This is a genomic window from Desulfatiglans sp. (assembly GCA_012513605.1).
In the GTDB taxonomy this organism is placed as follows: Bacteria; Desulfobacterota; DSM-4660; order Desulfatiglandales; family HGW-15; genus JAAZBV01.
In genome coordinates this window covers 1-14,575 of the sequence record JAAZBV010000072.1, presented here as the reverse complement: position 1 = coordinate 14,575, position 14,575 = coordinate 1, and the positions used below count along the sequence as shown (strand labels likewise).

Annotated in this window: 7 protein-coding genes and 1 pseudogene; all 8 read right to left on the bottom strand. The window is 38.1% G+C overall.

What is annotated here, in order from left to right:
• Positions 1–748 precede the first annotated feature (748 nt).
• Positions 749–1,762 (bottom strand): annotated as a pseudogene (locus tag GX654_09205) (DUF1016 domain-containing protein).
• Positions 1,763–2,216: 454 nt separating this feature from the next.
• A complete protein-coding gene (locus GX654_09200; GenBank protein ID NLD37034.1) occupies positions 2,217–3,254 on the bottom strand; it encodes a virulence RhuM family protein in 1,038 nt (345 codons plus the stop codon).
• Between the two features lie 356 nt (positions 3,255–3,610).
• Positions 3,611–4,003 carry a hypothetical protein gene (locus GX654_09195; GenBank protein NLD37033.1) on the bottom strand — a complete coding sequence of 131 codons (393 nt, stop codon included), beginning with the start codon at positions 4,001–4,003 and terminating at the stop codon, positions 3,611–3,613.
• Between the two features lie 267 nt (positions 4,004–4,270).
• On the bottom strand, positions 4,271–7,309 hold the full coding sequence (locus GX654_09190; GenBank protein ID NLD37032.1) for a DEAD/DEAH box helicase family protein: 3,039 nt from the start codon (positions 7,307–7,309) through the stop codon (positions 4,271–4,273).
• Between the two features lie 2 nt (positions 7,310–7,311).
• Positions 7,312–9,279, bottom strand: coding sequence for a site-specific DNA-methyltransferase (locus tag GX654_09185; protein ID NLD37031.1), 1,968 nt, complete (start codon positions 9,277–9,279; stop codon positions 7,312–7,314).
• Entirely contained in the window at positions 9,280–10,110 is an 831-nt protein-coding gene (locus GX654_09180) for a KilA-N domain-containing protein (protein NLD37030.1), read from the bottom strand. It lies immediately after the preceding gene.
• A gap of 77 nt (positions 10,111–10,187) precedes the next feature.
• The gene (locus GX654_09175; protein ID NLD37029.1) at positions 10,188–10,820 is read right to left on the bottom strand and encodes a DUF4391 domain-containing protein; all 633 of its coding nucleotides are present in this window, start codon (positions 10,818–10,820) and stop codon (positions 10,188–10,190) included.
• A gap of 2 nt (positions 10,821–10,822) precedes the next feature.
• Positions 10,823–14,071 (bottom strand): DEAD/DEAH box helicase family protein, encoded by a 3,249-nt coding sequence (locus GX654_09170; GenBank protein ID NLD37028.1) that lies wholly within the window; start codon positions 14,069–14,071, stop codon positions 10,823–10,825.
• Between the last annotated feature and the right edge of the window lie 504 nt (positions 14,072–14,575).

Here is a 14,575-nt window from a genome sequence, read left to right as displayed (position 1 = left end):
AGGGATATAAAAGAGGCTAAAGTAAGGCTATAAAGACCTTTTGGCTTGTTTTTCATCGGGATTTTGACTTTCGTTTTTTAAATTCGTTTTATTTTTATAAAAATAATTTTTTTAGGGCTGCCATACCTTGGGAGCATAAATCTCTCGAAAAAAGGGTTTTTCGACAGCCTCGTTATCTTAAAATATACACTACTCAATTGATTTTTTGGGGTACGACCCCTATTTCACAGAAGTCAATTCTGTCAATTGTGTAGGCCTGATTGATTCATTAAGAGGCAGGTGAAGGTGATTTTTTAATTTTGAAGGTCCCCCTTCGTTTCGGTCCCCCTTCGTTTCCCAAGCTTCTTAAGCACAGCTCTGGTCTCAAATTCCGCCTTTGGCGGCAACAGGGGTAAATTATTATATGGTTTTTCCGGATTAAAGTTCATATATTTGGCTCCTGAAGATCAAAAGTTTCACGAATGATTGCGCAGGCATTGCCTGCATAATCTGCTTATTGCACTAACCCGTATGGTCTATCATGTTACTACCACCATTCACAAAAATAAGGTCAAACTCAAAATCAAGGGTTCTGTGATTCTGTTTCTGAAAGACCTTTTGAACCTATCCTTTATCCAGCTCAACTGATATTTTGAGGTGCGACACCTGTTTCACAGAAGTCAATCCTGTCAATTGCGTAGGTGACACCGGTTGCTTTTTTATTTATTAAACTTCTGCTTTTCTTTTGTGCCTTTCGTGAGTTTCGTCGTTAAATACCTGCATCCATTTCCCGTTCAATTTCTTCAATAGAAGGCAGACTCGGCTCAAGATCTGTCGGAAGTGAATCTGTAATTTGCTGTTCCCATTCCGCTACCCCGATTGGTTTTGTATTGCCGGCCAGGGCATATTTGGCAACTGTATGGTTTTTGTCCTTAACAAGGAGCAGGCCGATAGTGGGTTTGTCATCAGGGTGTCTGAGCAGGTCGTCTACGATATTCATATACATGGTGAGTTGACTCACATGTCCGGGAGTAAATTTGCCGGCCTTCAGTTCAACTACTACATAGCATCGTAACTTCAAATGATAGAATAAAAGGTCAATATAAAAATCATCTCCACCCACTTCCATATGAACCTGGCGGCCTACAAAGGCAAATCCTTGCCCAAGCTCCAAAAGGAATTTTTCCAGGTGTTCAATAAGTTTAGTTTCAAGTTCTGCCTCTTTGCGAACTTCGGCGGTTCCCAGAAAATCAAAAAGATAAGGGTCCTTGAACATCTGATTCGCCATATCGGAATCACCAGGAGGTAATGTAAGTTCAAAATTATTGGCGGTTTTCCCAACCCGTTCATGGAGCTTAGTATCTATTTGAACTGCCAGAATATTCCTGCTCCATCCATTCATGGCATTCTGTTCCGCATACCAAATCCTGAGATCATAATCTTTTATCTTATCTAAAATAGCCTGGTTATTACGCCATGGAATTTGTGCAGCGGCCCGCTGCACTATTTCTCGATCAGGCCAGTCCTGGGCAAATTTACGCATATATTTCAGATTTCACGCAGAAAATCCCTGCATATCCGGAAACTCTTCCTTAAGGTCGTAAGACATCCGGTCAATCACTTTTGCGCCCCAACCGACTTTCTCCTGTTTCTGCAGAATACGATACCCAATATCCCAATACATAAGTACCTGGTTAGCGTTTGCAGAAAGGACAGTTTTTAATCGTTCTGTGTGAACAAGTTTTTTAATAGACGAAAGAAAATCAGCATAGCCATTGGGCATTTCAAATGGCGATGGAGAGACAGGCATAATCACTCCCATATCTTTGCCATTATCCCGCCTTTTTCTTTTTTCCCGATCCGGCTTGTTTATTTGTAGTTTCTTACTTATATGGTCCGCACCTCTATCTTGGGTGTTAAAAGTTAAATACCTGCTATTTATTCATACAGCCCAATTGATATTTTGATGAACAACCCCCGCTTTGTTTTTATTCCAAACCCGTCTAGTTCGACGGGTTTAAAATGCCGCACCTTCCACTTCTCTTCACCAACCTTCAGGTTTCCCATACACAACCCGTCATTCTCCGGCTTTGACCGGAGAATCCAGTTTGTTGCCGCTGTTCACAAATATAAGGTCAAACTCAAAATAAAGGGTTCTGTGATTCTGTTTCTGAAAGACCTTTTAACCTGTTATCTTTTATCCAGCTAAATTGATATTTTGAGGTATATCCCTTATTTTATTCATCCTTTTCTTTAGGTGTAATTTGCTTTTTGCTTATATTTTCTATTACATTCAGACTTTCAAGATATTTTTTTTCCACCTCGCTCAAGGTTTTTTGCTGATACTTTTTGTATTCTGCTGTAGCCTTTTCAATCGCTGTTTCATGACTTACAGAACCAGCTCCCTGTAATAATTTTTCACCGCTCATGGTCAAAATTTTATCCAGATGGAGAGCCCAGTCTTTCATGGTCATTGCCTGTTTTCGTTCTGCCTGTCGTTCAGCAAAATCAAGATATCCCGATACGATTTGACCAAGCGAGCGAAGTTCTTTTTCATTTAGATAATTTTTTGCGATAACAACATCTTTCAGAAAAGGACGACTACCCGGAAACGACATAAGCCCCATAAATTCTTTTTCGGCATCAGCACGATCAAATATTACCTCAGCGGCTGTTTGTCCATGGACTGCATAATGAATTTTGTTTTGCACTTTTTTGAAAAATTCAATGGAAACATCTGACATGGGGTCATAATCAATGCTGGTTGCATAAATATCCAGTACCTGGCGGTAAAAAACCTTCTCGGATGAACGAATGTCGCGAATTCGTTGCAGTAATTCTTTCCAATAGCCGCCTCCTCCTAAATTTTTCAGCCTCTCATCATCCATGGCAAAGCCCTTGATGATGTATTCTTTGAGAATATTTGTCGCCCAAATTCTGAATTGGGTGGCACGTTTGGAGTTGACCCGATAGCCCACAGCAATAATTGCGTCAAGATTGTAGTATTTAACCGCTTTTTTTTGGGTTTTCCCTTCAATAGCGCCGTGTTGAGTGGTATTTTCCAAAATGGAAACAACCACTTTTTCATCCAGCTCACAGCTTTCAAAGATGTTTTTCAAGTGTTTGGATATTGCTGGAACATTTACATCAAAAAGCTCGCTCATTTGTGCCTGGGTAATCCATATAGTTTCATTCTGGAAAATGGTATCTACTTTAATTCGGCCGTCATCGGTTTTATAAAGTATTATTTCACACTGATTGTCTTTTTCTTTCATGATTCCTGCCCTCGATATTGTAAACATCTAAAATGCATTTCATTCAGATAAATCAATTGATATTTTGAAGTACGACTCCCATTTTAAATTATTCTGTCTCCCACATACTTTTCTTAAATTCTCCCTCCATAACCCGCACCTTCCATTTCTCTTCACCAACCTTCAGGTTTCCCATACACAACCCGTCATTCTCCGGCTTTGACCGGAGAATCCAGGTTGTTGCCACTGTTCACAAAGATAAGGTCAAACTCAAAATCAAGGGTTCTGTAATTCTGTTTCTGAAAGACCTTTTAACCTGTTATCTTTTATCCTGCACAATTGATGTTATGAGGTACGACCCCCATTTCACATTTCATTTACCTCCTTTTACCAAGGCCAGGCGCACCACAGTATATATCAGGAGGTGCAACGTTAGGGTTGTGTTTTTTTGAGCTCTCTTTAACAAAGCGTTCATCTTCGAGTCTTAGCTCTTTTAAACGTTGCTGAATTACATTGCTTTGGAAGCTTTTAGTTGTCGTAACTATTTCATTATCTCTTATGAAGAGGATACGCATTTCATCACCATCTATTGAAAGTACCTTGAAGGCGCCTCTCCTGTTGAGATATAAACATCCTTCTGTGAAATTGATTTTTTCCATTTCTGAAATTTTTCCTTTCATTCGTTTAGCAGTATCCACTCTTTGAGGAAGGCCATCAAACAATGGATAACCTATCTGTATAATTTCTATACTACTAATAAGTCCATTCACCTACCTTCTACCTTTGCTGGAGCGGATGGGTGTTTCTTTTTATATCTTTACTTTCGTTTTCTAGTTTTCCTCCCTAAGACTGTGGTTCAAATCTGCCAATAGTAAAGACGCGACTCTATCGTTTTTCTTAAAATATTTAATTTTTGAGACCCTATTTATACCCACTAAATTCCATATAAATAAAACTGCAAAAAAATTGGTAATTAAGATAATTTAGATTTCCTAATCATTTTAGGATGTCACGCTCACTCACCCAAGTAAATGCTTTTACACCATAATCTTGTCTTTTAAAGAAGCGTATGAATCAATGACATCGTACTTAATATCTTTATGGCCCAGCGCCTCAAAATGTTTTTTTGCGTAGTCTATTTTTTTCAATTCTATTGGCCTTGTTTGCAGGGTTTCCATAGTCCCTTTGGTCTCTGCAATAAAATAGACATACTTGAATTTGTTTGTATCAAACACAATCGCCCAGTCCGGGTTGTAATTACCTATGGGTGTGGGGATTTTAAAACCTGATGGGAGCTTGGCATAAACAAGCACCTCTTCACATTCCAGATCCCCGGCAAAGGTCCTCTCCTTGTCTGAATCTGTTTTAAGGTAGTCATAAATATGCTTTTTTACCTGTAGGATGTTCTCCTTCAACGAACCTTTAAAATTATTTATAGTAAAGATGTTGTCATCATAGGTTTTGTCTGTCTTTGAGTAGGTAATATTATTGATGAGTGTTGCTGCCTTTTCCGCATTGATAAGATTTGAAACCCCTTTTATAAAACTTTCAGGGTTTACCTTAAAATTATAGAACGTTTTTTCCCGCAACCCCATCAATATGGCCGCTATGGTTTTTCTTGTAAGCCTTGTTTCTTTTGCTACTTCACCTATCAGATCATATTTTAAAGCCCCAAGCAGGGAGTCTGCCTTTTCAGTTATGTTTTTAAGCTTCTGCATGCTTTCACCTGATCTAAGGCTCTCCTCGTCTATCCTGTCTTTCTGTTCGCCATCAGATATATTTATTATTACCTTTTTTACAGTTAATTTTTTTTCAATGGCGTCAATGCACTTTTCTATAAGTTCTGCGCTTTCAAAATCCACCTCATAGACAGTTTTTACCTTTATCTTTTTCCAGAGGTCCTGAAATTCCTTTTTGGCAAAATTCTCGTTCGGCTTAAGTACTGCCTCTTTGATATTGTCAGCCTTTTCATTGTCAGCTGCCCTGTAATTAGCAGTAGTGTAGATATTCTGTAGAAGATTTTCTATGGGAAATTGAAAGCCGCTGAACCTTTCAGGCACTTTGAATTTTTTATTTTCAATATCTTGTATCAGTTCATCTGTTATCAGATAATCTTTATCAACATAACCCTTCATTTTTAAATCAAAGATCAAATCCATTGATGCCTGACTATCAAATACAAATTTATCACCTTTCTCATTTGTAAGAACCCGGTCAACCAGCACTTCTGTTGTAAACTTAACAGGACGTTCGGACAGAGACTCCACAATCTCCTGCTGGAGTTCACGGGCAAAGCTGTCATATGATTCGCTTGCTACAACAGTTAATTTATTAACGTTGAAAAAGTCATTTTCAAGTACTGATTCATCCATCCTTTCGCCGTGTTCATTAACACATATGCGTAAGCCACGGCCTATCTCCTGCCTTTTACTTATTGAAGACTGGCTGTGTTTTAGTGTGCATATCTGGAACACGTTGGGGTTATCCCAGCCTTCACGGAGGGCAGAGTGTGAAAAAATGAAGCGGGTGGGTTCGCTAAAACTCAATAACTTTTCTTTGTTTTTCATGATCAGGTCATAAGCGCTTTCATCGTCGCTTCCGCTTTCAGCACGTTTTTCTTTGGAATCGATGAACCTGCCTGTCTTATCAATAGAAAAATACCCCTGATGAACCTTTTCAGCAGGGTGCGTTAAGAGGTATTTGTTATATTCTTCATCAAAAAGGGTTAACTGGCTTATCGCGTCTTTATATTCCTGTTCAAATATCTCTTCATACTGCCCCTTAAGCTGATTATTGTTTTTATCATAAAGGCGGTATTTGGCTACCTCATCTATAAAAAATAGAGAAAGCACCTTTATGCCTTTAGGGAACATGACCCTTTCCTTTTCAATATGAGATCTTATTGTTTCCCTTATCTGGATACGCCTTACATGCTCTTCGTCAACATCTCCTATTGTCTGGCCAACATGTATTTCAATGCCATTGGTAAAGGTGACAGTATTCTTAAGCCCGTTTATCTCCTTTACCACGAAACCATCTTTATACTCCTGCAATTCGTTTGAATGCACAAATAGGTCATCTTTTTCTTCTACCCTTTTAATCTTCTTTACTGGGCCGTTCTGCTGCTTGACCTCAAGCTCTATGTAGGCAACCGGGTAATGCTTTGTACTGATCCTGATACTATCAAGAAACAGGTAGCTGTTTGTGCCACTGTTACCTACCACCTCTATGCCCTTTACGTTTATCTTTTTGACCAGTTTATGGTTGTATGCATCTATGGCATCAAGCCTGTATATTTTATTAAAATCCTTTTTATGGGTAGCCGAATACCTGATGGTAAAAAGCTGGTTAAAAACGTAATCAGTAAATATCTTTTCTGCTTTGTCACCAAAGCGTTGAGGTTCATCAATGATTAATATGGGTCTTGCCCGCTTTATAATATCTATCGGTCTTTGACTTTGTAATGCATCAAGTGGTTGGTAAATTTTGCGTGAAGCCTCTGATCTGATTGATTTTAAGCCCTGATCAGGCTCTTTTACATTAAAAGCCTGATAGTTCATTATTATCACTTCAATGTTGGAGGTATCAGCAAAGTTTTTTATGTTTATAAGGTTTGATTTATTTTTTGTATTGTAGATATAAAACCGGATTTTTTTGCCATATATCTCCTGAAAGTGTTCTGCTGTAATCTCCAGAGATTTATGCACTCCTTCACGTATGGCAACAGATGGCACCATTATAATAAACTTACTCCAGCCATAATGCCTGTTCAGCTCATACATTGTTTTTGTATAAACATATGTTTTGCCAGTACCGGTCTCCATTTCTATTGTAAAATTAAGACCATCCAATTGGCTGCTTGGCTTTAACCCCTGTTCCTTTTGTATCTCCTTTACATTTTTAAGAATATCTTCCTCGGTAATCTCTATCTTTTTATTTGAAAATATTTCATGGGCAATAAACCCGGATCGCCCTATTGTTTCTTTTCTTGAACCTTTTGGCTGTCCTTCAAAACATCGGACAACCGCCATGGCGGCATCGGCTTGATAGGGTTGTTGTTTGAATTGTAATTTCATATTTACAGCACCGTGACCCTGGTTTCAGGTGAAAGTCTCTTAAACCGCTCTTCCACATTAATGCGATCTTTATCATCCTTAAAGCTTGCGTCTTTAAATACCACCTTAAGGGGTTTAATATGGGCAATCTCATCAATGATTTTAAAATCAATGTCATTATCAAAACAGGCAACAAGAGCGTTTGTCTGGACAATAAAGACATTATTGCCATGCATTGTTTTTTGTTCTATGGGCAGGCTGAGTTCCAGACCAAGGTCAAGAATAACCTGGGTAAGCAGGTCTTCCGGTGTACGGTCTTCCTTTATGTTACTCATGAAAGCGGAAATCTGTTTCTGATCCATGTCATAGGGATGATAAAAGACCTCTTTCATATTGGTGGTGTCGGTTTTGTAGACACGGAAGCCGAAGTCTAATTGTGAATTATGAATTGTGAATGTTGAATTGTTTTTATCCTCGAACAGTGATTTCTGCTTTTCTGACTTTCCATTCACCATTGGCAATTCACCATTCATAATTTTCTTACCTTCCAGTTCCTGAAGGATTTTTTTACCTGCACGTCGGATGCGTTCTTTACCTATATCCGCAATGGTTTTATACCCAGCTTTATAAGCTTCACTATTTTCATCACATGGCTCAGGAATCTGCACCATGATAAATTTTAGGTTCAGGCCATCCTCGGCGTTGAGTTGCATCACTGCATGGGCTGTTGTTGAGGAGCCGGAGAAGAAATCGAGTATGGTATCATTTGGGCGGGGAGCTATTATTTCTAATAATTTTTTTATATGCATTGTCGATTTTGGGTAAGAAAATATTTTATCCGAATTAAATAAGCTCACAACTTCTTTTTTACCATCATATGTTCCGCCAAAATTGCTTGACATGCTTCTTGGCTTTTTTCCACTTAGATTTAAATACTGTTTAAAGTGTACAGAATAGCTCCCATCCTGTTTTTTAATTATTTTTATTTCTTTATTATTATAAGCATTTTCATATCTCTTCTTTGACCATATCCAATCACCATTTATTAATGATCCATCTGGCGTTTCGATGTCATAATTAATAGGGTTTTTTAATCCTGGCCTTGCAAAAGTATCCCAAAAAAATCTCCCCTTTTCATCAGCTTCTTTGTATCTTTTTAAGTATTCATCATCATGGGCTTCAAACATCTCTGGTAATTCTGTAATATTTTTTGAGTATGAAACTATATACTCATGTTCTGTAGCTATATATTTACTATCAGAACCACCTCCGACTTTGGATTTCTTAATAAAATCTCCTATAAAATTCTCCTCCCCAAAAATGTCATCACATATTTTCCGCACATTATGAACTTCATTATCATCAATGCTGATAAATATAACCCCATCACCTCTCAATAAGTCCCTAGCCACAATCAGCCTTTCATACATCATACTCAACCAGTCAGAATGGAACCTCCCATTACTGTCTGTATTCCTGAACAGCTTTCCACCCTCTTCATCCTCCACGCCGATCTCTTCCTCATACTCATCTTTGCTCTTCTTAAAATCATCCTTGTAAATAAAATCATTACCTGTATTGTATGGCGGATCAATAATGATCACCTTTATCTTGCCCAGGTAACTTTCCTGTAAAATCTTTAAAACTTCAAAGTTATCGCCTTCAATATAAATATTCTCTGTGGTATCAAAGTTCACACTCTCTTCCCTGCATGGTCTGAGCGTTTTGGTAATAGGTATATTTGCTTTGAGAAGAGATGCCTTTTTTCCAGGCCAGTCAAGCCGATAACGTTCATCACCACCCTCGACAAGAATACCGGATAGCATCTGCCGCAGCAGATCAAAATCCACAACTTTTTTATATTTTTTTGTGCCTTTCGCGTCTTTCGCGGTTTCGTCTTCAACTTCTGTAATCACGTTCGGAAACAGCTTCGCAATCCGCTCAATGTTTTCCTGTGTCCTGTCCGGTGTCTGCATTTTAAGCTTATCCATTTATTTAACTCCTTCCAGTTGTTTCACTGCCGGGCTTCCCAGTATAGTGGTCATTTGATCAATAGCCATTTTGTTTAGCGTCAACAGCCTTTTATTTTGAGGCATTCCCTGTTTTATTAATTCGGCATTCATGCTTTCCATATTGGAGAGGACGATAAGCTGCGGGATATTTGCCTCATCGCGCATATTGCCTTGGCTGTTAGGATTTTTATCTTTCCATTCCCTGGCAGTATGGCCAAAAAGCGCTACATTTAACATATCCGCTTCATTTGCATAAGTATGCGTCTGCTGTTTTTTTGATACAAGTTTAGGTATTAATTTTTCCTTAATGGCATCCGTATGTATCTTATAATTGATTTTGGAAATAGTCCTGTTAATGTTCCATTCGAGAGAAATCCGGCTGTTTTCATCTGCTTTTAGACGTTGATAATCCTTGATAATATAAAGTTTAAATTCGGCAGAAACCCATGATGCAAACTCAAAAGCGATATCCTTATGAGCAAATGTGCCGCCAGATTTTCCTGATCTGGAGATAACCCCAATAGCATTTGTAGCCGAAATCCACTTTTGCGGAGACAGGGTAAAGGCATTTGATCCGGATTCGTGCAAAAAGGAGTCGAATTCGACCCCTTTAAAATCAGGATTATTTAACTGTTCCCAAAGGCCAAGAAATTCTATGGTGCTGCGGCTTCGCATCCAATTTTTGACAACATCTTTTGGTTCATCCGGATTTTTGTATCTCGCAATATCGGTCAATGAAATATAGTCATTCTCATCCCCCCTGGAGATAACTGCGATTTCCTTTCCTTTTGCTTTAATAGTCGCTTTCATCTTTTCCCTCTTTAACAACGAAAAATACGAAAATTACAAAAGAAAAACTTTTCGTGCTTTTTTATGGATTTCGTGGCTCATGGTTTTAGCCTTTTAAGCTGTTCTCTTTTCTCCAGTAAAACCTTGTGTATCTCGACCTTGCGGTTAAACTGTTTTTCTTTGGCGATCTTTTTCTCAAGCCCGGCTATTTCCTTTTCCAGTAACAATATTTTGGCATCTACAGCAATTATCTCGCTGAAGCTGACTCCATTTTTTGCGTGATTTCCTATAAATGCCTTTACAAGTTTCTGATACACCTTTTCAAGATCAATGCCCGTGAAATCAAATGAAACCGGTTCATCCCATTCTGAAAAGTAGTATCTCTCTGCCTTGGTTCCATCCTTCAGGGTTATACCCCAGGCCACAGAATCTTTACAGGTAAATTTATAAAGTATCTGATATGGGATTGTCTTATCAATAATCTTTAATGCCTTAACAGGTATATCCTGTACCTTCAGTTCAAGCTCGAATATCTGTATTTCAGTTACCCCTTCGGTTTTTGATATGCCGATTGTCTCTTCGGAAAGCTTGAATTTCCAGGTTATACGCTGGATTTTATCTGTAAACTCCTTTTGTAATCTGGCGCTTAAATGTGCCCGTTCATAGAATTTGTTCTTTGGAACAAATTTGTTTACATACGCCTGGTCGGGCAGCCTCAACTCAACATTCACCATTATTTAACCACCGCAAAGGTCAATAACTCAAAATCCTCAAGCCCCTTAATGGTTCTTACACGGGCAGTTGTGCCGCCTTTCGAAAAAAGGCTGTCAACCTCGCTTTCATCTTTAACCGAGATGATAGATTCTATTGCTTTATTCAAAAGGGATGAATACTTTTCCATTTTTCTGCCATCATCTGTTTCATCATTAAACTTTTCATATACAGTTTTTATCGGTTTATCATAACCTTTTGAAATAGCCCTGAGGATATCAAGTGTTTCTTTTACGTTGAGGTGATTGGATACGATTTCACCATTTTCTTTGATATATACAAGGTAAAAAGGATGAAGCTGGTTGGTGCTGTCAATATTTACCTCATTGTTGATGTTCTTTAGTACATAGATGACACCTTCATCAATACCTTTATTGGTGTCCTTCATGCAAACAGTATGCATACCATTGGAAATGCTGTCCAGGCTGCCATTCTTTTCAATATAACTTACAAGGTCCATGCGGAAATCATTAAGCCCTAAATCAGTGATTGAAACACCTGATCCCATTTCTTCAATATCAACCACCTCTTCCTGCAACCTTTCAAGCTGTTTTTTCCTAAAAAGCAAATCCGACGATTTGTTTGTAAGCACATTATCTTCACCTGTTGCAGTTACATCCACCATGAACATTTTGCTCTCAACACGGCTTTTAAGATTTATGTAATCATCAAGAGATAGCTGAGGCCAGAAGTTAATGAGCTGGATATCTTTATTAATGGAGCCAATTCTATCTATTCGCCCGAAACGCTGTATGATTTTTACCGGATTCCAGTGTATGTCATAATTTATCAGGGTATCGCAATCCTGAAGGTTCTGACCTTCGGAGATACAGTCAGTAGCTATCAGTATGTCTATTTCAGGGACATCCTTATTCCTTCTCTCCTTTGACCTTGGTGAAAAATTTATAAGCAGGTTATTAAAACCAGAGTTGATGTTAAGGGTTGTGCTGTTCTTGTCAGTGCCCAATATCTTGGCAGATTCAAGCCCGAACTGCCCCTTAACATAACCCGAAATATTGGTGTATAAATAGTTTACTGTGTCGGCAAAGGCGCTAAAAATAAGTACCTTTTTATTGCCCGTGTTTATGGGGTTATTAACCTTTTCTGCTATTACATCCTTTAACAGTTTCAATTTCGCGTCGTGTTCAGGTGTAATCCGTTCCATCTCTTCAAGCAGTTCTGCTGCAATGTAATAATCTGCCTGAAGATCTTCCTTCCACCCGGCTGTGTTCATGTCAGAAAGATTAATCTTAATTTTATCACCAATGCTGAATTCGTCATCAAGCCAGTCATCGCTGTCAGCATCCAGATCTATATCTTCAAATTGTGTAGCAGTTGTAAATGCCTGCCCTCCGCATTTTTCGAAATCCTCAATGGCAAATATCGTCTTTTCAATTTCTTTTATGAATTTTTTGAGGGTTATCCTGAATGAGTCCACAGAGCTCTCAAGTCTTTTAAGCAGGTTTACACGCATGAGGGTTTGCAGGCTTTTTTCACGATGCGCCTGTTTGAAACTTGTATCTTCCCTTAACTTTGTATCGTATATCTCGCTGTAAAACCCTTTTTTATTATCAAGGATATATTCAAAAGGAGAATATATTGCCATATTGAGCCGTGAAAGTTCTTTGTACAAATCTGAAATTTTTATAAAGTCAGGAAGTTCGGTAATATTTGCATGGTGTGTGATGGGTTTTAATCTGTTTGGGAACTTACCGATCTTATCTGAGTCATAATATTTTTCTATATGCCTTCGACTACGCGCAATAGTCACACTGTCAAGTAATTTAAAAAAATCAAAGTTTGTATTCAACCGGTTTAGGAGTTGGAGGCTGGTTCTTTCATCAATAGGCATTTTCGCCCACTCGTTGAATGTCTTCTGGGCGTTTTTTAAAGTAATGTCGATTGATTTGCCCATATCCATTTTTTCGTCTACTTCCCCTGTCTGGCCTTCAAATACAAGTGCGAGTTGATTTTTAAGATCAGTGAAACGATTATTTACAGGGGTTGCCGATAGCATGAGCACCCTGGTTTTTACACCGGACTTCATAACATCATTTAATAATTTCTGGTATCTCGTGACACGGTCTTTTCGGGGCGAGTTATTTCTGAAATTGTGTGATTCATCTATAACCACTAGATCATAATTGCTCCAGTTAATACGACTTAAGTCAATACCATTCGTGTCACCGGTTTCACGGAGGAGGTCAGTATGGTAGAGCACATCATAATTGAACCTGTCTTTTATAAGGGGATTGTCATCATAGTTATTGAGAAAGGTCTGCCAGTTGTCGCCAAGTTTTTTGGGGCAAAGCACAAGTACAGTCCGGTTACGCTCCTGATAATATTTTATAACACCAAGGGCAGTAAATGTTTTACCCAAACCAACGCTGTCGGCGAGAATACAACCATTATGTCTTTCAAGTTTGTTTATTAAGCCGAGGACTGCATCACGCTGGAAATCATATAATTTATTCCAGATTACAGATTCCTTGAACCCGGTCTTTTCATTGGCCAGTTCATCCTCGGATATGTCCTCAAGAAATTCATCAAAAATATTGTAGAGAGTAAGATAGTAAATAAATTCAGGGGAGTTTTCTTTATATAGATTCGAGATATAACAGGCTACTTCATCGGTTATCTCTTTCAGGATATTACTGTCATCCCATATTTCTTCAAAGTTCTGTATGTACTGCTTAGTGGTATCAAAGTCATCAGTCTTGATTACCTGATTGAGGATAGAGTTATCCTTTTCATATCCAAAACCGGCGCTGCTGAATTCATTGATACCCATATATACAAATTTTCTTTCGTTGGTCTCAAGTGTGATATGAGGCTGGATATATTTATTCCCTATATTAGTTCTGAAACTAACCTTATCTTCAATCCATTTGCGGCATTCACGAGCGATTGCCCTGCCTTTTAGTTCATTCTTAAGATTTATCTCAAAAACAGAGCCGCTGATTGCCTTTTGCCGCTGTGTGGCTGAGATTTTAAATTGCCTGCTTTCTCGGTTGTTTTTATCAATTTCTACAAAGGTTGGGTCTGTGAAAATGAATTTTAATTCTTCAATTTTTTTAAGCTCTGATTTAAGACATTCAAAACCATAAATAGTAAATATACTGGCAGCTACTTCCAGCTTGCTTCCTTTTGTGATCTCCTTTTTGAAATCATCACCGACTTTTTCTGTTTTGTTATTAAAGGATTTAATCATGGTTTTTTTGCTTGTCTATAATTACACCTTAAAAGATTAGAAAAATACTCGGGTCAAACACTGGAATTACTACTCCTAATTAAAACAAAAAAAGTGTTAATTCCACATTGAGCCATTAATAGTGAATAGCCAAATTTTAATAATTTCAAATCTAATCAATAACCGGTCTTTTTGTGGTCGATTATTATGTGTTACGTTTAATTCATGTTTAACTGCTTGGATTGCTTATTTTTTTGACTGATTTGTATTAGCAGAAAAGTTATCAATGAGCAAGAGAAGAAAAGGGGAAAGATGGAAGCTCAAAGCTGAAAGCTCAAAGGTCAAAGATGAAAGGTCAAAGATGAAAGCTGGAAACAGGCTAGAGGTTATGGGTCATAGGTAATAGATAAAGGAAAGGCAGAAAAAGATGGAGAGTTTTCTTAGTCTTTTTCTGGGTGCATTTTATAGCCTTTTTCTTTGTGCACAAAACCTATTATTAACTCTCATTTTCAATTTCATCACTCT

Excerpts from the sequence above, each read along its gene's own strand:
- GX654_09180 (NLD37030.1), bottom strand. The coding sequence starts at position 10,110 with ATGAAAGCGACTATTAAAGCAAAAGGAAAGGAAATCGCAGTTATCTCC.
- GX654_09190 (NLD37032.1), bottom strand. The coding sequence starts at position 7,309 with ATGAAATTACAATTCAAACAACAACCCTATCAAGCCGATGCCGCCATG.
- GX654_09170 (NLD37028.1), bottom strand. The coding sequence starts at position 14,071 with ATGATTAAATCCTTTAATAACAAAACAGAAAAAGTCGGTGATGATTTC.
- GX654_09200 (NLD37034.1), bottom strand. The coding sequence starts at position 3,254 with ATGAAAGAAAAAGACAATCAGTGTGAAATAATACTTTATAAAACCGAT.
- GX654_09185 (NLD37031.1), bottom strand. The coding sequence starts at position 9,279 with ATGGATAAGCTTAAAATGCAGACACCGGACAGGACACAGGAAAACATT.